This window comes from Amycolatopsis azurea DSM 43854 (assembly GCF_001995215.1).
GTDB classification, from domain to species: domain Bacteria; phylum Actinomycetota; class Actinomycetes; order Mycobacteriales; family Pseudonocardiaceae; genus Amycolatopsis; species Amycolatopsis azurea.
In genome coordinates this window covers 567414-592719 of the sequence record NZ_MUXN01000002.1, presented here as the reverse complement: position 1 = coordinate 592719, position 25306 = coordinate 567414, and the positions used below count along the sequence as shown (strand labels likewise).

General features: G+C 69.1%; 17 protein-coding genes. 9 read left to right on the top strand and 8 right to left on the bottom strand.

Going from position 1 to position 25306, the window contains the following annotated elements; genetic code table 11:
- Nucleotides 1–75: 75 nt before the first annotated feature.
- From B0293_RS04830 to B0293_RS04820, 3 genes are read right to left on the bottom strand one after another with little or no spacing between them, the layout of a single operon-like run.
- Nucleotides 76–1227: an epoxide hydrolase family protein gene (locus B0293_RS04830; RefSeq protein ID WP_005162746.1), complete on the bottom strand. Its 1152-nt coding sequence runs from the start codon at nt 1225–1227 to the stop codon at nt 76–78.
- A 59-nt stretch (nt 1228–1286) separates the two neighbouring features.
- Complete coding sequence (gene menC, locus B0293_RS04825; RefSeq protein ID WP_005162742.1) at nt 1287–2396, bottom strand: o-succinylbenzoate synthase; 1110 nt, start codon at nt 2394–2396, stop codon at nt 1287–1289.
- Complete coding sequence (locus B0293_RS04820) at nt 2393–3229, bottom strand: hypothetical protein (protein ID WP_005162741.1); 837 nt, start codon at nt 3227–3229, stop codon at nt 2393–2395. Before B0293_RS04820 ends, menC begins: the two co-directional genes overlap by 4 nt.
- Before the next feature lie 126 nt (nt 3230–3355).
- Between B0293_RS04820 and B0293_RS04815 the strand changes: the two genes are divergently transcribed.
- The 5 genes from B0293_RS04815 to B0293_RS04795 are packed head-to-tail and all read left to right on the top strand — an operon-like array spanning nt 3356 to nt 15932.
- Nucleotides 3356–6595, top strand: a complete 3240-nt coding sequence (locus B0293_RS04815) for a non-ribosomal peptide synthetase (RefSeq protein WP_005162740.1) — start codon at nt 3356–3358, stop codon at nt 6593–6595.
- Complete coding sequence (locus tag B0293_RS04810) at nt 6588–7595, top strand: aldo/keto reductase (RefSeq protein ID WP_209437324.1); 1008 nt, start codon at nt 6588–6590, stop codon at nt 7593–7595. Before B0293_RS04815 ends, B0293_RS04810 begins: the two co-directional genes overlap by 8 nt.
- Before the next feature lie 16 nt (nt 7596–7611).
- Nucleotides 7612–14379, top strand: a complete 6768-nt coding sequence (locus B0293_RS04805) for a non-ribosomal peptide synthetase/MFS transporter (protein ID WP_005162733.1) — start codon at nt 7612–7614, stop codon at nt 14377–14379.
- Between the two features lie 14 nt (nt 14380–14393).
- Nucleotides 14394–15275, top strand: a complete 882-nt coding sequence (locus B0293_RS04800; protein ID WP_005162732.1) for a pyridoxal-phosphate dependent enzyme — start codon at nt 14394–14396, stop codon at nt 15273–15275.
- Between the two features lie 9 nt (nt 15276–15284).
- Nucleotides 15285–15932, top strand: a complete 648-nt coding sequence (locus tag B0293_RS04795) for a tyrosine-protein phosphatase (RefSeq protein ID WP_005162729.1) — start codon at nt 15285–15287, stop codon at nt 15930–15932.
- Between the two features lie 271 nt (nt 15933–16203).
- Here B0293_RS04795 and B0293_RS04790 read toward each other — a convergent pair whose 3' ends face one another.
- Nucleotides 16204–17451, bottom strand: a complete 1248-nt coding sequence (locus B0293_RS04790; RefSeq protein ID WP_005162727.1) for an HNH endonuclease signature motif containing protein — start codon at nt 17449–17451, stop codon at nt 16204–16206.
- 279 nt (nt 17452–17730) lie between these two features.
- Between B0293_RS04790 and B0293_RS04785 the strand changes: the two genes are divergently transcribed.
- On the top strand, nt 17731–18327 hold the full coding sequence (locus B0293_RS04785) for a hypothetical protein (protein ID WP_039919532.1): 597 nt from the start codon (nt 17731–17733) through the stop codon (nt 18325–18327).
- A 65-nt stretch (nt 18328–18392) separates the two neighbouring features.
- On the opposite strand, the gene B0293_RS04780 is transcribed toward B0293_RS04785, so the two are convergent.
- Entirely contained in the window at nt 18393–18761 is a 369-nt protein-coding gene (locus B0293_RS04780; RefSeq protein ID WP_039919534.1) for a hypothetical protein, read from the bottom strand.
- Nucleotides 18762–18875: 114 nt separating this feature from the next.
- Between B0293_RS04780 and B0293_RS04775 the strand changes: the two genes are divergently transcribed.
- The gene (locus B0293_RS04775; RefSeq protein WP_039919535.1) at nt 18876–20141 is read left to right on the top strand and encodes a NucA/NucB deoxyribonuclease domain-containing protein; all 1266 of its coding nucleotides are present in this window, start codon (nt 18876–18878) and stop codon (nt 20139–20141) included.
- A 67-nt stretch (nt 20142–20208) separates the two neighbouring features.
- On the opposite strand, the gene B0293_RS04770 is transcribed toward B0293_RS04775, so the two are convergent.
- The gene (locus tag B0293_RS04770; RefSeq protein ID WP_039919536.1) at nt 20209–21024 is read right to left on the bottom strand and encodes a hypothetical protein; all 816 of its coding nucleotides are present in this window, start codon (nt 21022–21024) and stop codon (nt 20209–20211) included.
- A gap of 91 nt (nt 21025–21115) precedes the next feature.
- Nucleotides 21116–21739 (bottom strand): TetR/AcrR family transcriptional regulator, encoded by a 624-nt coding sequence (locus tag B0293_RS04765; RefSeq protein ID WP_005166147.1) that lies wholly within the window; start codon nt 21737–21739, stop codon nt 21116–21118.
- Nucleotides 21740–21903: 164 nt separating this feature from the next.
- Between B0293_RS04765 and B0293_RS04760 the strand changes: the two genes are divergently transcribed.
- The gene (locus B0293_RS04760) at nt 21904–22707 is read left to right on the top strand and encodes an SDR family NAD(P)-dependent oxidoreductase (RefSeq protein WP_005166150.1); all 804 of its coding nucleotides are present in this window, start codon (nt 21904–21906) and stop codon (nt 22705–22707) included.
- Between the two features lie 16 nt (nt 22708–22723).
- On the top strand, nt 22724–24259 hold the full coding sequence (locus tag B0293_RS04755) for an AMP-binding protein (protein ID WP_005166153.1): 1536 nt from the start codon (nt 22724–22726) through the stop codon (nt 24257–24259).
- Here the strand turns inward: B0293_RS04755 and B0293_RS04750 are convergent.
- Nucleotides 24256–25161, bottom strand: a complete 906-nt coding sequence (locus tag B0293_RS04750) for an Lrp/AsnC family transcriptional regulator (protein WP_005166155.1) — start codon at nt 25159–25161, stop codon at nt 24256–24258. The genes B0293_RS04755 and B0293_RS04750 overlap by 4 nt on opposite strands.
- Nucleotides 25162–25306 lie beyond the last annotated feature (145 nt).

Below are 25306 nucleotides of genomic sequence, written 5' to 3'. Positions count from 1 at the left end.
CGGTCGTCCTCCGACGTTAAGAGCACGCATCCCCGGTGTATCCCTCCGAAGGTCTGGGGCTTTTAACCGTTTTGATCAGATCTCCCGGAACGACTCCCTGATCTCGGACACCAGCAGGTCCGGCTGCTCCAGTCCCGGGAAATGGCCGCCGCGCTCCAGTTCGGTCCAGCGGTGCAGGTTCCGGTAGCGCCGCTCCGCCCAGCGGAACGCGGTCGGCCAGGGATCGGCAGGGAACTGCGAGACGGCGGTGGGCACGGTCACCGGCGAGGCGTTCTCCTCCTCCGCGCTGCGCGGCACCCACCGCATCGCCTCCCAGTACCAGCGAGCGCTCGAAGCACCGGTTCCGGTCAGCCAGTACATCGCGATGTTGTCGACCTGGTCCGCAACACTCACCCCGCCACCGGATCCCGGCCGTTCGTCGGCGTAAGCGGCGAACTTCTCGCCGAGCCAGGCGGCGAGCCCCGCCGGTGAGTCGAGCAAGGAGTAACCGAGGGTCTGCGGACGCGTCCCCATGAGCAGCCCGAACCCGTACCCGTCGGCCAGGTGCAGGTCGCGCCGGTCCAGCATGCGTTGTTCCTCCGGGGTCGCCGTCACCCGGTCTTCCGGCAGTGGCGACGCCGAGGGCATCGTCAGGTGCAGGCCCGCGACCCGTTCGGGGGCGAGCCGCGCCAGTTCCGTGCTCACACAGGCGCCCCAATCCCCGCCGTGGGCCCCGAAACGTTCATAGCCGAGCGCGGTCATCAGACCGGCCCACGCGGACGCGGTCCGCCCCGGATGCCAGCCCCGCTCGCGGGGCCGTTCACTGAAACCGAAGCCCGGCAACGAAGGCACGACCACGTGGAAGGCGTCACCGGCGGAACCGCCGTGGGCGACCGGGTCGGCGAGCGGCCCGATCACCTTCCCGAATTCGAGGATCGAGCCTGGCCAGCCGTGGGTGAGGAGCAGTGGGAGCGCCGCGGGCTCCGGTGAGCGGACGTGCCAGAACGCGATCTCCAGACCGTCAAGCCGGGCCCGGTAGTGGGGAATGGTGTTCCACTGGATTTCCCTCGCCCGCCAGTCGTGGTCCCGCCACGCCTGGAGCAACGTCGTCAGCCGGGCCAGCTCGATTCCTTGGGTGGCATCGGAAACCGTCTCGGGTTCGGGAAGGCGAACCCGGGCGAGACGGGCGTGGAGATCGGCCAGCTCGCGATCGGGGACGCGGATGGTGAAGGGTTCGATGTCGGGCACGGCAGCGAATCTAGGTGCGGATCATCGCCGTTCCCATGCTCGGGATTGGCGTGCGGCGGTCAGGGATTGCTCAGTTCCCGCACCGACGTCGTGACCTCGTCCAGCACGTGCGGGATCGGCGCGACCCCGAGACCGGGTCCCGTCGGTACCGGCAGATTCCCGTCTCGCAGGACGAACGGTTCGGTGATGTCGGTTTCGTAGTACCGATCCGAAGCGGAGACGTCGCCGGGCAGGGTGAAGTTCGGCAACGCGGCCAGCGCGAGGTTGCCCGCCCGCCCGATCCCGGTTTCGAGCATTCCGCCGCACCACACCGGCACACCGGACGCGGCGCAGACGTCGTGGATGCGGCGGGCTTCGAGGTAGCCGCCGACGCGGCCGGGTTTCACGTTGACGATCTGGCAGGCCCCCAGCGCGATGGCGTCGGCGGCGGACCGGGCCGACACGATCGATTCGTCGAGGCAGATCGGGGTGCGGAGGCTTCGGACGAGGGCGGCGTGGCCGAGCAGATCTTCCTCGTCGAGCGGTTGCTCGATCAGCAGCAGGTCGAAGTCGTCGAGGCGGGCGAGGTGCCGGCCGTCGGCGCGCGTGTAGGCGGCGTTCGCGTCGACCTGGAGGAGCAGGTCGTCACCGAATCGCTCGCGGACCGCGCGCACCGGCGCGAGGTCCCAGCCGGGTTCGATCTTCAGCTTGATCCGCCGGTAGCCCTGTGCCAGATACCTTTCGACGGCGTCGAGCAGTTCCGGTACCGAGTCCATGATCCCGACGGACACGCCGCTCGGGACGCTGTCGGCGACGGCTCCCAATCCGGTCGCGAAAGACAGGCCGTGCCCGCGGAGCTCGGCGTCCAGGACGGCCATCTCCAGCGCGGCCTTCGCCATCCGATGGCCTTTGACCCCGGCGAGGAGCGGCGCCACGGTGTGCGCGGTCAGGCTTCCGGCCGCCAGCAGTGGCGGCACCAGATGCCGTATGAGGACGTCTTCGGCGCCCTCAACGTACTCGGACGAGTAGCTCGCGTCGGCCCCGGCGACGCATTCTCCCCAGCCTTCGGCGTCCGATGTGGTCACCTGCACCAGGAGCGCCGGCCGGTCGTATTCGATACCCAAGGACGTCCGAAACGGGCTGACCAGCGGCAAAGCGATACGCCGGAGCGTGACGCGCTCGATCTTCATCGTCCCTCGCCCCGGGTGAGAACGTAGCCGCAGGCGGCTCGGTCGAAGCCGGTCAGCCGGGCTCCGTCGGCCAGCAGCACGCCCAGGGTTTCGCGGACGGCGAGCCGCCAGTCCCGCGCGATCGACGGCCGCCGGGTCCTGAGGAGTTCGATGTCCGGCGGTATGGCGACCAGGACCGTTTCTTCCTCGCATGATCGGGAAACCGGGCGATCGTCTTCGATGTCCAGCAGAGCAGGCGGAACCGGGCCCGCGGGCTCGGGGCGGTGGTCATCGCACGCGGCCCGGGTCCGCTCGCCGAGCAGGTCCCAGCGCAGCAGGAGACGATCCGACTCGTCCTCGTGGTTCAGCCCGTCGGACAGCGGCCCGTAGTAATCGGTCAGGTATTCGTCCGCCGTGCCACCCAGTTTGCCCAGGTTGAAGTGGGCGTTGCGGGCGACGAGCGGGTCGAAGGTCCAGGTGATCCGATCGGCGCCGTTCTCCAGGACGTACGCACGCTGGTCCAGCTTGAGCGCGAAGCCGACCTCGCGGCCGCGGGCTTCGGCGCCGACCCCCGCGATGTGGCTGTGCATACCGGGCTGTCCGGGCGGCCCCCACAGACCGACGCAGGCTCCGAGGAGCCGGTCCCCGTCGAACGCGCCCGCCACGTAACTCCCGGCGTCGGCCATCGCCTTCACGACGTCCGCGGCGATCGGCGGATGGTCCGGACCGGTCCGCCACACCTCGGACAGGAACCGCTCGCAGGCGAAAGCACTCGCCATCGATTCCAGTGCCGCTATGCGGACACCGGACTTCCTGGCGGCGTTCGCCGCGCTCGTCCGCGCGCTGAGATCCACAAGTCTGCATCTTCGTTCAACCAAAGGTGACCCCGCAGGCAGCGCGATCATTCGTTCAGATCGAGTTCGGGCAAGCGTTATCTCCCGTCCGCGCGACGGATTCCTGGATTCACTTGATTGAGCGACATGACCCTCGGATGGGGTAAGTACCGCCGTGACGCTCCGCGCAGACCCGAGGTCCCGTTGCCGGACGCGGCCGCCAAGGCACTCGCCGAAGTGGCCCGGCGCCTGGATCGGGACCTCACCCTGTCCGCCACGACGTTCGGCCGCACGGGCGTCGCCGTCTACGCCCACAACGTCGCCGACGGGGCCGCCGGACCGGTCGCGCACGCGTGGATCGACTCCCCCGGCCTGCTGTGCGTCGAGCTGCGCTGCCCGCCGGGCGACGTCTGGGAACGCGCCGCCTCCGCCGTCGCGGAGATGCACGGCGAGCTGCTGGGCGCTCTGCTGACAGATCCGGCGGTGGACCTCGGCCGCCTCGACGGCCTGTCCGAAGCCACGAAAGCACTGGTGCTCGCCAAGACCGACGTCGACCACGGTCCCTATCGCAGTGTCCCGGCGCAGATCCGCGCGGTCGCACGGTCCACACCGGACACCGTGGCGGTGTACGCCGCCGACGGAACGCTGACCTACGAGCGATTCGTCGTCCTCGCCGACGCGCTGGCCGCCCGGATCCGTTCCGTGACAACGGATAGCCGCTCCCTGATCCCCGTTCTCGTCGCGGACGGTCTCGCGCTGCCGGTGTCGTGGGCGGCGGCGATGACCGCTGGAATCGGTTACGTGCCAGTCGATCCCCACTGGCCCGAGGAGCGGATCGCGCACGTGCTCGACCTGCTCGACGCCCCTCTCGTGCTGTGCGCCGACGTCGCGGCCGTTCCCGCCGCGCACCGCGATCGGGCGCTCCCCGTCGACCTCGCCGAGTACGAGACCCTCGACGACCTTCCCGACCCGGGACCGGACGACGTCGTCTACGGCGTCTACACCTCCGGCACCACCGGAACCCCCTCGTGCGCGGTGAATCTCCACCGGGGACTGACGAACCGGCTGGCGTTCATGGACCGCTGGTTCGGCGGGCCCGCCGTCCGCGAAGTGGTCCTCCAGAACACCCGGCACACGTTCGATTCCGCGTTCTGGCAGCTCTTCTGGCCGTTGACCACCGGCGGCGCGACGGTGGTCCCGGCCACCGGGGACCACCACGACCTGCAGCACACGATCGACCTCATCGAAGCGCACGAGGTGACCGTGACGGACTTCGTGCCCGCGGTTCTGAGCGCACTGCTGACCCTGGTGCGCCAGCGGCCCGCCACGGTCGGCAGGCTGCGTTCGCTGCGGCACCTCGTGGTCGGCGGCGAACAGATCAACCCGCTCGACGTGCACCGCCTGCGGGAACTGCTGCCGGGACTGCGTGTCAGCAACGCCTACGGGCCGTCCGAAGCGTCCATCGGCATGATCTTCCACGAGGTGGAGGCTCGCGACGGCGACGTCGTGCCGCTGGGACGGCCGATCGACAACTGCGTCGCGATCGTCGTCGACATCGACGGGCGTCCCCTGCCGCCGGGGGCGACCGGCGAGATCGTCATCGGCGGCGCGTGTGTCGGCGACGGCTACCACGGCGAACCCGGCCGCACCGCCGAACGGTTCTTCGATTCCCCGTCCGGCCGGATGTACCGCACCGGCGACCTCGGGCACCGCGACGCCGAGGGCCGGTTCCACTTCGGCGGGCGGATCGACCACCAGATCAAGATCGGCGGGGTGCGGATCGAGCCGGGCGAGATCGAGACGGCCGCGCTCTCCTGCGCAGGCGTGCAGCAGGCTGTCGCACTGGTCGTGGAGCAGGAACTGGTGCTCGTCACCACCGGGCTGGCGAACTCGCGCGAAGTGCTGGCCCACCTGCGGAGTCGGCTGCCCCGGGGGAGCCTGCCGCGACGCGGGGTGGTCGTCGGCGAGCTTCCGCTGACCGCCGCGGGCAAGATCGACCGACGCCGCCTGGCGAGTCGGGTCGAGCGGCCGGAAGCGGTGCCCGACCCTGGCGCCGATCCCGTGCTGGCCGTGCTGCGAACCGCTTTGCGGTGCCCGGATCTCGCCGTCGGCGAAGACTTCTTCGCCGCGGGCGGGAACTCGCTGCAAGCGGTCGCCGCCGTGGTCGAGCTGAGCGACCTGTTCGGGGTGGACGTCGGGGTCCGGGACCTCGCCGACCACCCGACGGCGTCCGGGTTGCGTGAACTGATCGCGCGACGCGACCGCGTACCGGTCCCGTCGGATCTGGTCGCCGCCGACCTCGCCAGCCTCAGCACGGTCCGGACCCCGTTGCGCGACAAGCGGGATCGGACGGCGTGCACGGTGCTGCTGACCGGCGCGACGGGGTTCGTGGGCGCCCGGCTGCTGTACGAGTTGCTCGAAAACACCGGCCTGACGGTGCGCTGCCTGGTCCGCGGCCGCGACGATTCCCACGCGCGGCACCGGGTTCTGGCGGCGCTCGACGCGCAACGGCTGGAGCACGAGAACCACGCCGCGCGGATCACCGTGGTCGCGGGCGATCTCGCCCGGACCGGATTCGGGCTGACCGCGCCGCGGTGGCGATCGCTCGCCGAAGAGTGCGACCTGGTCGTCCACGCCGGCGCCATGGTCAACCTGTTGTACGACTACCGCATGCACCGCGAGCCCAACGTGCTGGGCACCGCGGAGGTGATCCGGTTCGCCCGCGCGGCGGGCGGCATCCCCCTGCACTACATCTCGACGCTCGGCGTGCTGTACGACCACGCCCTGATCAGCGAAAAAACGGTGCCCGAAGACATCGACATCGTTGACGTGACACCGCCGTCGAGCGGCTACAGCCTGTCCAAATGGGCGGGCGAGCGCCTGGTGCACGCCGCCGTCGACCTCCCGGTCTCGGTGCTGCGGCTGGGCGAGGTCATGCCCGCGACCGACGTCGCCGTCCCGAATACGACCGCGCTGACCCACCTGCTGCTCACCGCCTTCCAGCGGCTCGATTCGGTGCCCGCGGCGGCGATCCGGTCGGACTACAGCCCGGTCGACACGGTCGCGCGGGCGGTCGTGGAGGCCGTCCAGGATCCAACGGTGCTGGGCCGTGCCCTGCACGTCTACAGCCCGGGGACCGTGCGGTTCGACGAGCTGACCGTGGGCGCGGATCGGGTGCCCTGCCTGCGTTTCCTCGCCCGTCTCCGGACCGCGGCGGCGGCCGGTGACGTCGAGCTGGGCCTGCTGCTCGCGATCCTCGAACACCGTGCCGGCGGGCGGGCCGACGACGAGACGGCCGCCCGTGAAGTACTCGAGAACCTGTTGCAGGACAACCCGGCACTGTTCACCACTTCCGCCGCCCGGCCGAAGGAACCCGCCAGTGCTTGAGAGGAATGAGACGCGGATGCGGCAGCGCACCATGGGACGGCTCGGCTGGAAGGTCGGCGAAGTCGGCTACGGCATGTGGGGAATCGGCGGCGGCCCCGGCGGCTTCACCGGCTGGAACTACGACATCGCGCCGGACGCCCTCGACCTCGCCGTCGATCTGGGGTGCACCTTCTTCGACACCGCCTGGGTCTACGGACGCGGCAAGTCCGAGAGCCTGCTCGGCGAGCTGCGCCGCCGCCGTCCCGAGGCCGAGATGCGGCTGGCCACCAAGGTTCCGCCGCTCAACCGCGAGTGGCCGCCGCGTCCGCAGGACACGCTCGAAGACGTCTTCCCCGTCGACCACGTTCTCGAATACACCAAGCGGAGCCTCGAAAACCTCGGCGTCGACAAGATCGACCTGCTCCAGTTCCACGTCTGGGAGGACCGCTGGGCTGCCGAACCCGGCTGGCAGCGGGTCGTCACGCGGCTCAAGGACGAAGGCCTGATCGACGGTTTCGGCATCAGTGTCAACCGCTGGGAGCCGACGAACTGCTTCGCCGCGCTGGACACCGGGCTGGTCGACGCGATCCAGGTCATCTACAACATCTTCGACCAGGCCCCCGAGGACGAACTCTTCCCGCGTGCGCTCGAAGAGGACATCGCGATCATCGCGCGGGTCCCGTTCGACGAGGGGTCCTTGACCGGGAACCTGAACGCCGGCACCACGTTCCCGCCCGAGGACTGGCGTGCCGTCTACTTCGGACCGGAGAACCTGCCGCCCACCGTCGAACGGATCGACGCGCTGCGCGAACTGGTGCCCGACGGCATGACCATGCCGGAGCTGGCACTGCGGTTCATCCTGCACCACCCCGCTGTCTCCGCGGTGATCCCGGGGATGCGCCGTCCCGAGCACGTGCGGTCGAACCTCGCGGTGTCCGGCGCCGCGCCGCTGCCGCCGGAACTGCTCGACGCGCTGCGCGCCCATCGCTGGGACCGGACCCCCACGCACTGGTCGATGTGAATACCGAGGAGAACCGGTGACCCGAACTCACGAGCCACCACTGTCCACAGTGGAGGGCGACGTCTGGACGTCCGTGGCAGGCCAGGCCGTCCGGACGCCGCGTGCCGTGGCGCTGGCCGACGCCGACGGCGGGCTCGACTACGAAACCCTCGTCGGCCTCGCCGCCGCGATGGCCGACAGGCTGGCCGAAGCCGGAGTACGACCGGGACACCTGGTCGGCGTCCGGTTGCCGCGTGGCCGGGACGCGATCGTGGCCCTGCTCGCGGTGCTGCGGGCCGGAGCGGGCTATGTGCCCTTGGACCCGGTCTATCCGGAAGCCCGGCTGGCCGTGATGGTCGACGAGACCCGGCCCAGCGCGCTGATCACGGCCGACGGCGTCGTCCCGCTGTCCGGCGCCTCGCTGCACGCCGAACCCGCGTACGTCATCTTCACTTCGGGTTCGACGGGCCGTCCGAAAGGCGTCCTGATCGGCCGCCGGTCGCTGCGTGACTTCACCACGGCGTTCGCGGACAGGTTCGCCTTCGCCGAGGGCGACCGGATCCTGCAGTTCGCGTCGCTGAGCTTCGACACCAGCGTCGAGGAGATCTTCTGCACGCTGATCCGGGGCGCCACCCTCGTCCTGCGCGACGACGACATGATCAGCAGGCCCGACCTGTTCTTCGAACGCTGCGGCGAGCTCGGGATCACCGTGCTGGACCTGCCGACCGCGTACTGGCACGAACTCGTCGCGGCCCTCGACCGCGGCGAGACCACCGTCCCGCCGGGGATGCGGTGCGTGATCATCGGCGGGGAGACCGCGCGGCCCGACGCGGTACGCCGCTGGCAGGCCGCGGTCGGCGGCGCGACCCGGCTGTTCAACAGCTACGGGCCGACCGAGACCACGGTCGGCGCCACGGCGACGGACGTGACCGAGTGGTCCGGCGAGGTGGTGCCGATCGGGACCCCGCATCCGGGCGTGACCTGCCGGATCGGCGACGACGGCGAGCTGCTGATCGGCGGGATCGGCGTGGCCGAAGGTTATCTGAACCGGCCGGAGCTGACCGCCGAGCGGTTCGTGACCACACCGGACCGGGGCCGTGAGTACCGGACGGGCGACCGGGTCCGCTGGTCCGAGGACGGGCAGTTGGAGTTCCTCGGCCGGCTCGACGATCAGGTCAAGATCCGGGGCCACCGGGTGGAACCCGGCGAGGTGGAGGCGGCGCTGCGGCAGCTGGACGGCGTCACCGACGCCGTCGTCCTCGTCGACGACCGGACCGGCCGCGCCCGGCTGATCGGGCACCTCGTCACGGACACGACCGACCTCACGACCGTGCGGGACGCGCTGAGCGACGTCCTGCCCACCCATCTCATCCCGGCCGTCCTGGTCCGGCACGACCGGTTTCCGCTGACGCCGCAAGGAAAGATCGACAAGAAGGCGCTGGCGGCGGAGGCGCCGTCCGACCGCGTCGAAGACAGCGCGCTCTCGGCGGCCGAAAGGTCCGCGGCCGCGCTGTTCGAGGAGATCCTCGGCGGCGCGGTCACCGGCACGACCGACGATTTCCTTTCCCTGGGCGGTGATTCGCTGGACGCGGTCCGCCTCATCGCCGCCCTGCGCCTGCGGCACGGCGCGGAGCTGACCCTCACCCGGTGGTACGCGGATCCGACCGTCCCCGCGCTCGCCGAGGTCATCTCCAGTGCGTCCGGGGCGGCCGAAACCGTCCTGCCGGGACTCACGGAGGGCGTCCCGCATCCGCTGAGCCCGATGCAACGCGACTACTGGATCGCCGAACAGTTGTGCGGCCTTGCGGTCTACACCTTGGGAATCCGGTATCGCTGGGCCGTCGAGGTCGACGTCGCGGCGCTGACCGCCGCGCTCGCCGAACTGTCACGGCGGCATCCGCTGCTCAGAGCACGTTTCCCCGACGACGGCACCGAACCGAGTATGATCATCGAGCCCGGCGTTTCGGTTCCGCTGACGCTCGGCGCACCGGATCGCGCCGGGATCGACCTCCGGCGCGGCCCGATCGCGCACGCGTTCCTCGACGGACGCGAGCTCGTCCTGAACGTGCATCACCTCGCCTTCGACGGCTGGTCGGCGGGCGTGCTGGGCCAAGAACTCGCCGCGCTGTACTCCGACGCCGCTCTCCCGCCCGCGCTTCCCGCGCCCGACCTCGCCGCCCGGGCCGCTGTAGCGAAGGCCGACGAGCCGCTCGTCTCGTACTGGCGGGACCGGTTCGACGGCGCCGAGCTCGATCTCGAACTGCCCGCCGACCGGCCTCGTCCTGCCGCCCGCACGTACGCCTCCGAGCGCGTCGTCCGGCGGCTCGACCCCGCTCTCCTGGACCGGCTGCGCGCGTACGCCGGTGAGCAGCGGGCGAGTCTGTTCATGGTGGTCCTGGCCGGTCTGCAAGTCGTGCTGCGGCGTTACACCGGTCGCACCGACGTCACCGTGCTGGCGCCGGTGGCGGGGCGGTCGGCGAGCGAACTCGCTTCGCTGATCGGGCCCGCGCTGAACGTCCTGCCGTTGCGCGGCGACGTGACGGGCGAGCCGTCGTTCCCCGAACTCGTCACGCGGGTGCGGGACGCCGTGCTCGGCGACCTCGACCATCAGGTGCTGGCGTTGCCCGATCTGGTGACCGCGCTGGCCCGGCCCGGCGTCAAGCGACTGAGCCCGGTCATGCTGACCGTGCACAACACCCCGGCGCCCGGTGACCCGATCCTGCGCTACGCCGGCGAACTGGCGCCGTCCGCCTCGATGGTCGATCTCTCCATCGCGCTCGACTTCCCCGCCGACGGCGCCGTCCTGCACGCCGACTACGCCACCGAACTCTTCGACGGCGCCCGGGCCGAGGCCGTCCTCGACCATCTCCTGACCGTGCTGGACGCGGCGACCACGGATCCGGCCACCCCGGTCACCCGGCTCCCGATGCTCACCGCCGTCGAGCGCCGTCGTGTCCTGCACGACTGGAACGACGTCGTCGCGCCGACACCGGAAGCGACCGCCGTGCATCAGCTGTTCGAACGACACGCGCTCGCGACGCCCGACGCGCCCGCGCTCACCGTCGGCGGCGACACGATCAGCTACGGCGACCTCGACCGCCGGGCCAACCGGCTGGCGCGACGGCTCCGCGCAGAGGGAGTGCGGCCTGGTCATCGGGTGGCCATCAACCTGGAGCGCGGTACGGCACTCTTCACCGCGATGTGGGCCGTGCTCAAGGCGGGCGGCGCGTATGTGCCGCTGGATCCGGCCTATCCCGCCGATCGCCTGGAGTACATGCTGGCCGACAGCGCGCCGACGGCCGTCATCGACGCGGCCTACCTCGCCGGGAGCCTCCCCGACGACGACACCGGCCTGCCGCCGGTCACCTCGGCGGACGATCCCGCGTACGTCATCTACACCTCGGGGTCCACGGGCAGGCCCAAGGGCGTCGTCGTCAACCACGGGAACCTGGTCCACGCGGCGGGAATGTGGCAGCAGGCCTACCGGCTCCGTCCTGAATGGACCTATCTCCAGGCGGCCAGTTTCTCGTTCGACATGTTCGTCGGCGAGACCTTGCGGGCGCATCTCAGCGGCGGCCGTCTGGTCGTCGTGCCCCGCGAGACCCTGCTCGATCCCGCCGCTCTCCTCGCGTTGATGAAGACCGAGCGGGTCGACTGCACCGAACTCGTACCCGCGGTGCTGCGTGCGCTGCTCGATCACACCGAAAGCAGCGGGCAGGATCTCGGGTTCGTCCACCTGCTCATCGGTGGCGGCGAGAAGTGGCACGTCAAGGAGTTCCGGCTCGCGCGGCGTCTCGTCGGGCCGGACAACCGCGTCGTCAACTCCTACGGCGTCACCGAGGTCACCGTCGACAACGTCTGTTTCGAAGGCTCCGTCGACCATCTCGCCGACGACGCGCCGTTGCCCATCGGACGGCCTTTCCCGAACAACCGGGTCTACATCCTGGATTCGTACGGTCAGCCGGTGCCCGCGGGCGTCGTCGGCGAGCTGTACCTGGGTGGTCTCGGTGTCGTCCCCGGCTATCACGAGCGGCCGGAGCTGACCGGGGACCGATTCGTTCCGGATCCGTTCTCCCCCGGTGCCCGGATGTACCGCACCGGCGACTCGGCCCGGTTCCAGCTCGACGGTACGGTCGATTTCCTCGGCAGGCTCGACGACCAGGTCAAGGTCAACGGCCACCGGATCGAGCTCGGCGAGGTCGAGGCCGCGCTGGGCGCGCTGCCCGAGGTGGTGGCCTGCGCCGCCGCTCCCCATGGCGCGCAGCTCGTCGGTTACGTCGTGACCCGCGACGGGTCGGAGGCCGACGAGGCCGTCTACCGTGAGACGCTCGCGGCAGGCCTGCCGCCACAGATGGTCCCCGCGCGGATCCTCACCCTGTCCGCTCTTCCGTTGTCACCCAACGGGAAACTGGATCGACGTGCCTTGCCCGCGCCTTCAGGCAACGGCCCGAGTCTCACCGGGGCGAGGGCGCGGACCGACACCGAAAGACGGATCGCGGCGGCGTGGTCGGACGTCCTCGGGGTCACCGATCCCGGCATCGACGACAGCTTTTTCGCCCTCGGCGGGGATTCCTTCGCCGCGCTCAAGGTGGTCCGGCGGATCGAGCCCTCCCCCAGCCTCGTCGAGCTGTACCAGCACGCCACCATCCGGCGGCTGGCCGCGCACCTCGATTCGCGTTCGGACACCGGCCGCCGGCTCCTGCACCGCCTGACCGCGACGGACGCGGCCGTCGGCGGACACACGGTCGTCGCGGTGCCCTACTCCGGCGGCAGTGCCGTCGCCTACCAGCCGCTCGCCGACGCGCTGCCGTCCGGCTGGGCGCTCCACGCGGCGGAACTGCCCGGCCACGATCGGTCCAGACCCGAGGAGGAGCTGGAGCCGATCGCCGTCGTCTCCGGCCGTATCGTCGAAGAACTGCGGTCGATCGAAGGCCCGATCCTCCTTTATGGACACTGCCTCGGCGTCGCGCTCACCGTGGAGGTCGCACGAAAGGCCGAAGCCGCCGGTCTGCCCGTGGCCGGTGTCGCCCTCGGCGCCGGGTTCCCCACCGCGCGGCTGCCGGGTCGCGTCTTCGACTGGATCTACCGGCACGTCCCGGTTGACCGGTTCACCTCCGATCGCGAGTACCTCGCCTATCTCCGGGCGCGCGGTGGCTTCACCGACCTCGACGACGACGGGCAGAAGGCCTTCGTGCTGCGCAACGTCCGGCACGACGCGCGTGACGCGGAGGAGTACTTCACCGCCGCGTACCGAGGGACTTTCGAGCCGCTGAAGGCGCCGGTGCTCACCGTCGTCGGCGCGCGTGACCGGGTCACCGAGCATTATCGGGAACGCCGTCAGGAATGGCGGCACTTCACCGAAGGCGACGTCGGCCTCGCCGTCCTGCCGCGAGCCGGGCACTTCTTCCTCAAGAGCCACGCCGAGCCGCTCGCCGAGGCGCTGGCCGGGTTCGTCTCCGGGAGGCCTGTCACCGCGGAGCCGGCGCCAATGACGAGCGCGGAACCCGATCTGCGCAAGTTCGCGGTCGTCGCGTTCGGGCAGCTCCTGTCGATGGTCGGCAGCGGGTTGAGCACCCTGGTGCTGAGCATCTGGGTGCTCCAGCAGACCGGCTCGATCACGGCGTTCGCCACGGTCAGCGCGATCGGGCTCCTACCCGGCATCCTGGCCGGGCCGCTCGCCGGCGCCGTCGCCGACCGCTGGGACCGGCGCAAGGTCATGCTGGTGAGCGACAGCATGGCGGGCCTCTCGATGGCGGCGCTGGCGTTCCTGATGCTGTCGGACGGGTTGCACCTCTGGCACGTCTACCTGGCCGTGACGGTGACGTCGATAGCGGGCGCGTTCCAGCGGCCCGCGTACCTCGCGGCGGTCGCCCAGCTGGTGCCGAAGCGCTATCTCGGTCATGCGAGCGGTATCGGACAGCTCGGGGTCGGCGTCGGGATGGTGTTCTCCCCGATGCTCGGCGCCGCGCTGATCGGCCCGATCGGGATCAGCGGCGTCCTGCTCGTCGACATGGGCACCTTCGCCGCCGGTGCGCTGACGCTGGTGTTCGTCCGCTTCCCGAACCTGTTGTTCCGGCGGCGCGAAGAGAACTTCCGCACCGAGATTCGCAACGGCTGGCAGTTCATCACCCGCCGTCCCGGCCTGCGGGCCGCTCTCCGCTTCTTCGTCATCGACCACGTCTTCTACACGCTGGGCTTCGCCGTGATCACGCCGATGCTGCTGGTGGAGCAGCCCGCGTCGGTGCTCGGCGTGGCGCTGGGCGCGAGCGGTGTCGGTGGGCTCACCGGCAGCGTCGTGATGGGACTTTGGGGTGGGACGACCCGGCGCAGCCACGGGATGCTCATCGCGATGGGCATCGGCAGCGTCGCGATGATCCTCGTCGGGGTGACGACGTCGCCCGCGCTGATCATCGCCGGCATGTTCCTCGTCGGCTTCGGCGAATCGCTCGCCGACGGTCACTGGATCGCGATCATCCAGGGCAAGGTCAACCTCGAACTGCAGGGCAGGGTGCTGTCCCTGTTCATCACCCTGATGATGCTGACGATGCCGCTGGGCTACCTCGTCGTCGGGCCGCTGGCCGAACGGTTCGTCCAGCCCCTGCTGGACTCGCCGGGCCGCGGTCTCGCGCTGCTGATCGTCCTCAGTGGACTGTTACAGCTGGGATGGGCGATCCGCGGCTGGTTCACCGCGCGGCTACGGCTGATCGAAGACGAGCTGCCCGACGCCGTACCGCCCGCGAACATCGGCACGCGCGACGACCTGCAGCGCGAGGCCGACGAACTGCTCGCTGCCCACAAACGGTGAAGGGGAACGGTTCCGTGCTGCCTCGGACTTCCAGTCTCGCTCCCTCGGACGACCTGCTGCCGGGCGTCCGCGTGTTCCTCGCGGACGAGACCCACTACCCCTCCGGCAGCCACAAGGAACCCGCCGCCCGCGCGATCGTGGCCCGCGCCGTCGCCGATGGCCACGATCGGGTCGTCGTGGGCTCATGTGGCAGCTACGGGCGGGCGATGGCGACCGCCTGCGCGACGGCAGGCGTGCGCTGCACCGTCGTCCTCCCAGCCGACTGGGGCGACAGTGGCGCCTTCGCCGCCGCGACCGGCGCCGACGTCCACTTCGTGCCAGGAGGCTACGAGGACGCCGTCGGCGCGTCGCATCGCCTGGCCGTCTCGGAGGGGGCGATGGACGGCAACGTCGACGGACCGTACAAGGACGTGATCTTCGAAGGACACGGCCACGTCATCGATTCCCTGTATCACGAGCTGGGCCCCGCACCGGCGTCGCTGTGGATCCCGGTCGGCAACGGCACGACGATCGTCGCGGCCCACCGGCGGCTGCGTGCGCTCGGCTGGCCGGTGGCCCTGCACGGCGTCGGCTCCCCCGGCAACAACCCGATCGTGACGAGCTGGCCAGGGCTGTACCAGGTGCTGCCTCGCGACGCCGTCGTCACGACGGAGCACAACGAGCCCCTGGTGAACTGGCACGCCCTCCACGGACCTGACGCACTCGCCGCGATCGACGCCTCCGGCGGCGCCGTGCACGCCGTGGCCGACGACGAACTCCTTGCCGCTCAGGCCATGCTGGCGCGTCAGGGCACGGTGGCGGGCGCCGCGGGCTCGGCCGCGCTGGCCGGGCTGGTGGCGTATGTTCGGACGGGTTCGGTCAGGGGGGATCAGATCGTTCTGCTGAGCGGTCGGTGAGGGGTCGGCTTGAGGCTGGACTGGGGAGGCTGCCCCAACAGCCGTGACGTCGGCGGCCTGCCGACGTCCGCCGGTGGGCGGATCCGTTCGGGCGCGCTTCTCCGGTCGGACAGTCACAGTCAGCTGACCGCCGACGGGATCGCGGCGGTTCGCGCGCTGGGGATCAGCCGGATACTGGACCTCCGATGGGCGCGGGAAACGGCGCAGGCCCCCAGCCCGTTCGCCGATGATCCCGCGTACCGCAACGAGCCACTGATCGCCGAACTGGCGGAGCAAGGCACCACCATGCCGGACGCCTACCGGACCATGTCCGACGACAACCAGCGTCGCATCACCGCGGTCTTCGCCCTGCTGGCTGACGCACCGCCCGGCCCGCTCGCGGTGCATTGCAGCGCCGGACGGGACCGGACAGGGGTACTCGTGGCGCTCGCGCTGAGCGTCGCGGGCGTGCCACCTGCGTCGATCGCCGCGGACTACGCACTCACGGCTGGCTGCGACGGCGACACCATCCTCCGGACGCTGGCTCACCTGGATGACCGTCATGGCGGTGTGCGGGCCTACTTGCTCAAGGGCGGAGCGACCCCGGCCCAGCTCACGCGGGTGCGGGACCGTCTCCTTGAGGGGCAGCGGGTCGTGAGTGGCGATTCGGGTTATTGAGGGTATGGCAGCGGTGGCGTCGTGTCCGGCCCTCAAGGTGAGCGAAGGCCTGACTCGCGTGATCCGGAATGGATCTCACGTGAAAGCCACCTTCGCAGCATCGGAAGTTTGGTCCACGGTGAGCGCCGGCGCTTTGGTTCGAACGTGGAAGATCGAGGCCGTTGAGGTACGCCCCGACAGCACTGATGCCACACCAGGCGTTGACCCGGTTCTGGGTGCTTCGGGCATGCCGAGGGGCCCGTCGCCGGGTGTGGCTGGCGGGCTCCTCGGGTCATGCGTGAGTGTTGCGCCGGGATCTGCGTAGCGGGTCCAAGTACTGGGGTGGGATGAACTCGGGTAACCCGTCGGCGGCCATGCGGACTTGCCAGTCTCCGTGGTGGATCAGCCGATGATGGAAGGAACAGAGAAGGACGAGGTTCCGGAGATCGGTAAGTCCCCCGTCTGCCCAGTGATGAATATGGTGAGCGTGACAATTCTTCGGTCTTCGATGACATCCGGGGAACGCGCAGCCACGATCGCGGATGTTCAAGGCGCGGCGCTGACCTGGGGTGACGAACCGCCGTAGCCGTCCCACATCCAGTGGCTCCCCGGCGGCGTTCATCACGACCGGGAGCATCAGGCAGTCGCAGGCGGCCATCCGCGCCTCGCGAGCGGTCACCGTTCCGACGAAGTCCAGGCACGCTTTGCCGATGCCGGTCTTGAGTTCGTCCAGACCGATGGTGACGTGCACCAAGGTCCGATACCCGCTGGTGCCGGGTTGATCCGGGCAGGCGATGGCCAGATCGAGAAGTTCAGCCCACGCGTCGCCCAGGCGTTCGCACTTCATGCGCAGGTCAGCCTGGCCGAACTCGTCCACCGGGCGGGGCTTCGCATAGGCCTCCAGGGCGGCGGCGGTCCGAGCGCCCAGCTCGTCATCCAACAGGCCGGTCAGCTTCCAGAAGCCGTCCTTGCGGCGTTCCAAGGTGACTTCGCGGCGCGGCTCTTTCGGCTCAGGATCCTTCGGCTCGTTCCCGTCCGGGTCGAGCCAGGCGAGCAGGTTCGCCTCCGCGTCCGCCAGTTGCCGGGGACCCGCGTCCCGGGCCAGGTTGCCGAGGATCTTCTCCGCACTCTCCCGATCCTCAACCGACGTGTCAGCAGGGAGCTTCGCGAGAATCTCCAGAATCTGCTGGATCCGCTCGACCCCGACCAACCCTTCCGCCGCCACAGCACCCGTAGTAGGCGCGACCGCGGGGACTTCGGTGCCGTCTAGGGCACGGGTCGGGTTCAACGCAATCGCCTGATTCACCACCGGCCGCGCCTCCTTGAAGGAAAGCCCCGCCACATCGGCAAACCATCTGATCGTCGTGCCATACCCGAACAAGTCCTTGACGCCCCGGGACTCGATCTCCGCCAGATACCGCCCCAACCCGGCGGACGCCACCCGCATCACCTGCAAGAACTGCTGCACGCCATGCGCAAGCTCCAGCTTGCCGGCACGCCACAACTCCTGCGGCAACTCGGGAAGAACAGTCTCGGACACCTCTTCATAGTACCCGAACAAATCGAACATGTGTTCGTAATTTTAAGTCACCGAAAAATCTCCCAGGCCCCCACCAAAGAGTGAGCACTAAGCACCAGTCCGCAATTAGCCGACTAATTGCGAACCGGACACCCCAGCAGTCCCCACGGCCACAGCAGGTAAGCGCTTACTCAAGACCACGATGCCGATCATCGGAACTCAGGGAATCTCCCCGATGCGCCCACCTCGACCAGCAGTCAGAGTGCAACCACTGCCCCAAAAGAAGGAGAACAGCACGCAGTGACATCACCGGCCGAACAGCTCGAATCCGCTCTCACCACGACCCTGGAGGAAAAAGCCGCGCGGGGTCACACAAAGCCTCCCACCCGGGGATGGCATCCCGGCGCCAGGGTCGGAGCCACCGCGGAGCACGGAGCGCTCCTCGCCTACAACGACAACGGTGCCGACGGAATCTGCAATCTCGCGAGCGGCCTGGGAACATGGCTGAACCTGGCGCCCGAAGGTCACGACCGGGATTTCACGCAGCGCCCGTATTCGGTCTGGCGATGGCGGCCCGCCTTCAACGGTGACACAGTTCGGCTGCTCGGGGCCCTCGCCCCTGAAGCGGCCCGCTTGGAACTGGTCGCCGGCCGGACGGTGGCCGAGGCAGACGTCGTGGACGGTACCTTCGCCGCGGAAATAGCCGTGGACATGGTCAGCCTGCGCGATGCGAGAGGGAGGCTCGAAGCGCACGACTCCGGGTCCGACGAAGGCCGCGCCGAGTTCGAAAGGCTCCTGGCGGACGGGCGCAGGGAAATGGCGCAGGTCGAGGTCCGGGTCTACGACTCCGCCGGAACGGTCCTCTACGACGGCGCGGCGATCAACGCCACCGATTAGTCGCCCGGACTCGACGACCTCGCGGCTGCGGTGGTCCACCTGGCCGAACCGGGTGGACCACCGCCTCACGAACTCCGCTCTTTCCACCAGCGCAGCACATGGTCGTCGCGCCGCCGCTCGACGTCGAACCCGTAGCCGCCCGGCCCATCGAGTTCGAGCACTTGGCCGCGCGACGACGGCTCCTGCCCTCCACTGAGCAGCCGCACTCGGCCGGTCGAGGTCTCGAACACCGCCGCAGGCTCGCCGAGCGGCTCTCCCCAGAACTCCAGCCGCACGCGCTTGACCCCGTCTTCCGCGCGGATCACGGCTCCCCCGGGCATGGTCCCCACGGTTTCCGCGGTCACCGGTATGTCATCCCAGCCCGCTTCGTCGGTGACGAAGAACTGGCCATACTCGACTCTTACCTCGTCTTCTTTCACCCGGACCGGCTCCATGATGCCGAAGCTACCAGGAAAAGCGGCCGAATGGCGGTCTTGCCCGTCGTTGCCCGCAGGTTTAGAACTGAAAGAAGCGACTAAGGGTCAGTCGTTTCGAAATTTTTCTGAGGGGTGAACAGTTTGGTGTCAAAAAGATTTCCGCTGCTGCTCGTCGTGGGCGCGTCCTTGCTGGCCGTGGTGACGCCGGCGGCGGCCCAGCCTGCTACCGAGCCCGCATATCGGCTCGACATCGAGGAAACCGACTGGAAAGGTACCGGAGCACAGCAGTTCTACGAAACGCCACTCGCGAAGTATGTGTCCGACGCGACGACCAAATCACCGATCAACCCGGACTACACCGATCGCGGGGAATGTCTCGCCCATCGTAATGACGCCGTCAAGCCGACGGGGTGGATCAAGAACCATTATGCCTACTGTCACATATCCGAGGACCGCGACATCTCCCTGATCGAGTTGCCTGCCAACAAGACGGTGTCGAAGGTCTACTATCGCCTGATCACCGTGGGAAGAGGGGCGGTCGCGAACGATCCGACGGCCGGTCGCAGGATCGAGTTCGACGTTTTCGTCGATGAGGTCAAGGTCGAGGTCCAGGTGCCGGGCGCGCCGTCAGCACTGGCCGTGAAACTCGCGTTCGAGATGGAGTGCGGGGGCTGGCCGACCGCGAACTCGTGCCGCGACCAGACCGGCCGAACCCAGGAACGCACCGTCGCCGAATGGAACGGTGGCCAGATGTCGTTCGTGCTCACCTCACCGGTGGGCTCCGGCAACCCGGCACAACCTGACGACAAGGCGATCGGCGTGCACCGGCTGGCCGTGCACCACATGCCGTTCCCTCCGTTCTGGCCCGGCCCGGTGAAGCGGTACGTGATGGAGGGCGGATTCCGCTTCGATTCGGCGCAGTACATCTATCACAAGGGAACGCAATACGGTCACGGCGCGATTTTCGACCGCGTACTGCCACGGCTTCAGCTGTTCCGGTCGGAACCGGGATTCCCGCAGGTGTCGGAACACATCTGGCAGGCGCTCAACAATCCCGGCTCGACCAAACCGGAGGTGCGCGGAAAGCAGATCCCCAGTGAGTTGCACCGCATCTATTACGACGGCGTCCGGCGCGGCGCGAACAACGGTCAGGCGAAGATCACCTGCAATGTGTACTTCCCCGGACATGGCTCCGGAACGGGCGAGAACTGCGACGAATTCCCGTTCCAGACCACCGCGGAAGGCGCGGCGGCTTCCCAGTACGGCGCCCCGTTCGGGCAATATTCGGCGAAGCCGGTGCCGGATACGGAGAACAGCATCGCGGGCAACGGGATCAGCGTGTTCTACGGCTGGGACCGCATCCTCGACGGCGACGTGTTCAAAGTGATCTTCAAGTAGGTCCGGTGACACAGGGCGGCCCGGGCATCCCATCCGGGCCGCCCGCCGATCGGAGAGCACGTACCCCTCAGTACCCCACGGCGTGCAGCTTGGCATGCAACGCGGCAAGCCTGGGAGACTGCTTGGCCGCCTTCGCTTCCACAGCGGCGTCGACCATCGCACGCGCTTTCCGCAGGCACTCGGGGGACCCGAGGAAGCCGGTCGTCGTTGTCCCCAACGTGGCGACGATGCGGTCGTCATCGCCAGCGGACCCCGGCGGGACGAGCATGATGTCGTCGGCGCGTACCGTCTCCCCGGACTGGAGCCGGAGCAGGAGATCGACGTGGTAGATCTGGACGAGGTCGTTCTCGACCATCCGGTCCGGCCCCACCGAGACGGCGAAGCGGTCCTTGCGTTTACCCTCGACCTCGAACATCTTGTCCTGCCCGAAAACCCGGCCCACCACGTTCCGGTCGGCCGGGATCGGGATGTCGAACCTGGCGGTGGCACTGAGCGGACCGCCACCGCAGGCCCGCAGCGCGTAGGCGGCGCGGACCTCGACGTCGACCCGGGTGATCAACGCCGACTGATCGTGCAGGTTCTCCACGGCGACGTCCACCGCGGCGGCGCTGATCGACAGGTCGGAGGCCGGATCCTCCTCGCCTTCCGACACCTTCATCGGGATCTTGTCGAGAGAAGACGCCTCGTACGAAACGATTCGCACCTTCGAGGTGAGTGAGACGTCGAGCGCGGCGGAGTCCTGATCGAAAGCCGCTGTCGCGACGAGAACGGAGATCACGCTCGCGGCCAGACCGACGACGCTGACGATCGTCACGAACAGCGGCGAGGCGTACCACTTGGGCGGCGGCGCCTGTCTCGTCCTGCGCCTGTTCCTCCGCGACATCACCGGTATCCCCTTCGTCAGCTGACGGCTCCGCACAGGAGTCGTCCCGACTTCTCGGGTGTTACAAGGATTCCGTCGTCACGGCGCGACGTCAGCCGCCGGTCACCAATCGGCCGAGCAGCGCCCCGGCGTCCTCCGCGAGGGTCTCCGCCGCGCTCTCCTCACCGGCGAGATGGTGCAGCAATGCCTGCTGGAACAACCCGTCGAAAGCGGCGTACGCGACAGGCTGTGTCACGACCGGGGACGCGCCGGCGAGTTCGGCATAGCGCTCCACGACACGCCAGATCATCGCCTGCCGCTGCGCGTCGATCTCGAGCACGTCGGCGCGGAACGCCTCCTCGAACAGGCTCTGGTTCCGCAGGTCGTACCACAGCCGGTGCATCACGGCGTCGGACCGGAGCGTGCCCGCCATCGCGGCGCCGAAGCCCTGTTCCAGTTCCTCCGCCGAGAGCGCCACGGCCACGGCCTCGTCGTAGCGGGTCACGCACACTTCTTCGAATCTGCGGACCGAGTACGTCAGCAGTTCCACCTTGTCGGTGAAGTAGTAGTGCAGCACCCCGTGCGAGAAGTTCGACTTCTGCGCGATCTCCCGCAGGCTCGTCCTGGCGTAACCCAGCTCGGACAACGCCTGCAGCGTGGACTCCGCCAGTTCCGCCCGGCGCCGGGCGAACTTGTCCACGCTCCGGCGTGCGATCCGCTCGGTCGTCTCGGTCACCACGAGTTCCTGTCGGTCCGGGAGCCCGCGCCTGTCGCGGGGCTCCACAGTCTAGCGTCGCGGAAGTCTTGACGACTGTCCAAGAAAATCTTGACGATCGTCCAAAAAACACTCAGGATGTGACCCACGCCGCAACCGCGGACCGTCTCAAGGAGGAGAAGTCCATGGGTTCGTACGACCTTTCGGGCCGGAAAGCCCTGGTCACGGGTGGAGCGCAGGGTCTGGGAGCCGGAATGGCCGAGGCGCTCGCCCAGGCGGGCGCCTCGGTGGTCATCGGCGACGTCCAGGAGGACCTCGGGCGCGCCACCGCTGACCAGATCAAGCAGAAAGGCGCCACCGCGGGCTTCGTCCGGCTGGACGTCACCGACGAACAGAGCTGGGAACAGGCGGTCACCGCGGTCATCGGCGAGCTCGGCGGGCTGGACATCGTGGTGAACAACGCCGGTGTCGAGATCACCGGGCTTGTCGCGGACCTGGATCCCGCCGACGTGCTCAAGATGCTCGAGGTCAACGTGCTGGGCACCGCCCTCGGCGTGAAGCACGCCTTCCGCGCGATGCGGCCCGGCGGTCCGGCGGGCGCCGGTGGTGCCGTCGTGAACATCGCCTCGGTCGCCGCGACCATCGCCTTCCCCGGTATCGCGGGCTATTCGGCGACGAAGTCGGCGGTCGACCGCCTCACCAGGGTGGCCGCGACGGAGGCCGGGAAACTCGGCTACGGCGTGCGCGTCAACTGCGTCTACCCCGGCCTCGTCCCCACCCGGATGGGTAATCAGCTCGCGCAGGACGTCGTCGAGGTCGGTCTGTTCCCCAGCGTCGAGGACGCCATCAGCGCTGTCGTCGGGCAGACCCCCGCCGGGCGGCTCGGCGAGGTCTCGGACATGGCCGACGCCGTCGTGTTCCTGGCCTCCGACGCGGCGCGGTTCATCACCGGGGCCGGGCTCCCGGTCGACGGCGGCATGGGCATGTGACCGGAAGGACGAGCGCGTGCGATTGACCGACTATCTCGACAAGGGCGCTTCTCTCGACCCGGCGGCACCCTGCCTCACCATGGGCGACGTCTCCTTCAGCTACGGCGACGTGCGGGAGCTGTCGTGGCGGGTGGGGCGGGCGCTGGCCCGGTCCGGCGTCGGACCGGGCGACAAGGTGGCGATCCTGTCCGGGAACGATCCCTTGTCGTTCGGGTGCGTCTTCGGCATCAGCCGGGCGGGCGCCGTGTGGTGCCCGGTCAACCCGCGCAACGAGGCGGCCGAGAACCGGGAACTGCTCGACCTGTTCGACTGCACGTGTCTACTGGTGCAGGAGTCCTTCGCACCGCTCGTCTCCCGGATGCTCCCCGAGTTGCCAAAACTGTCCACAGTGGTCTGTCTCGACGGCTCGATGCCCGGCGCCGTCACGTTCTCCGACTGGATCGACGGCGTCGGCGCCGAGCCGTGGGAGGAGACGCCACCGGACGACCTGGCCATGCTCGTCGGCACCGGCGGCACCACCGGCCGTCCCAAGGCGGTGATGCTCAGCGGCACGAACGTCGAGACGATGTCCGCGCTCACACTGATGAGCTACCCGTTCACCGGGCGCCCGCGCTACCTGGCGCTCGCACCGCTGACACACGCGGCGGGAGTACTCTGCTTCCCGGTCATGACACTCGGCGGGGAGATCGTGGTCATGCCCTCCCCCGATCTCGGCGAGTTCCTCGCCCTGGTGGAACGCCGCCGGATCACGCACACCTTCCTGCCGCCGACGCTGATCTACCTCCTGCTCGACAACCCGGCACTGAACGGCGCGGATCTCACGTCACTGCAATGCCTTTGGTACGGCGCCGCACCGATGTCGGCCACCAAACTCGCCGAGGCGATCACCCGGATCGGCCCCGTCTTCGGGCAGCTTTTCGGGCAGACCGAAGCCCCGATGATGATCTCCACCCTGTCCCCCGTCGAGCACGTCCATCCCGACGGATCGCTTGCCCTTGAACGGTTCGCCTCCGCGGGCAGGCCCACCCCGCTCACCCGGGTCGCGATCATGTCCGGCACGGGCGAGCTGCTCCCGCCCGGCGAACGCGGCGAGATCGTCGTCCGCGGTTCGCTGGTGATGCCCGGCTACTACCGGAATCCCGAGGCGACGGCGGAGGCGGGCGCGCACGGCTGGCATCACACGGGCGACATCGGATACCTCGACGAAGACCACTACCTCTACATCGTCGACCGCGCCAAGGACATGATCATCACCGGCGGCTTCAACGTCTACTCCGCCGAGGTCGAGCAGGCGCTCATGACGCACGAGGCGGTGCGGGACTGCGCGGTGATCGGGCTACCGCACGAGAAATGGGGCGAGCAGATCACCGCCGTGGTCCAGCTCCATGCCGGCAGGACGGCGTCCGTCGACGAACTCCGCGCCGCGGTCAAGGAACGGCTGGGCAGTATCAAGACCCCCAAGGAGATCCTGCTCTGGCCAGATCTGCCACGATCCAAGATCGGCAAGGTGCTCAAGGCCGATATCCGGAAAGCCTTGCTGGACAACGGTTAGCGGCGGGCGAGTTCCTCCGCGGTCGGCAAGGGCCACTCGTACCGCTCCTTGGCGATGCGGAGGTGGACCCACGTCTCCGTGGTCACCACGTCGGATCTGCCGCTGATCTCCTCCAGCGTCCGGTCGAGGTCGCGGGCGGACTGCGCCGCGATGGTGGCGACGACGTCGAACCGGCCGATGGTCCTGGCGAGGAACTCGGTGTCGTCGCGCGCGGCGAGCGCCGCGGTCACGGCGTCCCCGGCGCCCCGGACGTTCAGGCCGATCCCGCAGACCAGGCCGGCGTCCGGGCGGGCGCGGCTGAGCACCGGCGCGATCCGGATGACGTCGTGTTCCACGAGGTAGCGCACGCGGGTACGGGTGGCCGACGGCGACAGCCCGACGTACTCGGCGGTGCGCGCGAAACTCTCCCGCCCGTCGGCCTGGAGCCGCAGCATGATGGCGAGGTCGCGGTCGTCCAGCCGCAACCAGGGCGGCAGCGGGCGGCCGGGCATGAACAGGCCTTTGACCACGTCCACGTAGACGAGGGTGTTGACCTGTTCCACCTCCGGCAAGCCGCGGATGTCCGCGACCGTGCGGTAGAGCTCCGGGGAATCGGGCAGGCGCAGTTCGGCGACGGTTTGGTACTCCCCGCTCACCGCGGAAACGAACGCCGCGGCGGGCAGGGCCGCGATGGCGTCCGTGGTCGCCTGGGACCGGCCCGAGGTGCGGATCGCGAGATGCGCGTACGCGGTGAGGCCGAGGAACTCGGGATGGACCGCGGCGACCACGTTCAGCGAACCGTCGGCCTTCAGCTGCTCCAGCCGGGCCGACACGGCAGAGCGTGACGCTCCGACCCGCTTGGCCAGATCGGCCACGCTCATCCGGCCGTCCGCGCGCAAAGCCGTGACCAGCGCGTCGTCCACGGCAGTATCTCCTCCGCTGAGTTTCCGACGATGGGCCGCACCATATCACCGGCCAGATTCCCCTCTGGACAGCAGAGATAAAGCGTTATGTGACCGACAACGCGCATATCGATCGTGAACACCGTCCGTGCACGAGTGATCTGAT

Coding starts and splice junctions, on each gene's coding strand:
- B0293_RS04780 (WP_039919534.1), bottom strand. CDS start 18,761: ATGGAGCCGGTCCGGGTGAAAGAAGACGAGGTAAGAGTCGAGTATGGC.
- B0293_RS04760 (WP_005166150.1), top strand. CDS start 21,904: ATGGGTTCGTACGACCTTTCGGGCCGGAAAGCCCTGGTCACGGGTGGA.
- B0293_RS04770 (WP_039919536.1), bottom strand. CDS start 21,024: ATGTCGCGGAGGAACAGGCGCAGGACGAGACAGGCGCCGCCGCCCAAG.
- B0293_RS04815 (WP_005162740.1), top strand. CDS start 3,356: ATGACCCTCGGATGGGGTAAGTACCGCCGTGACGCTCCGCGCAGACCC.
- menC (WP_005162742.1), bottom strand. CDS start 2,396: ATGAAGATCGAGCGCGTCACGCTCCGGCGTATCGCTTTGCCGCTGGTC.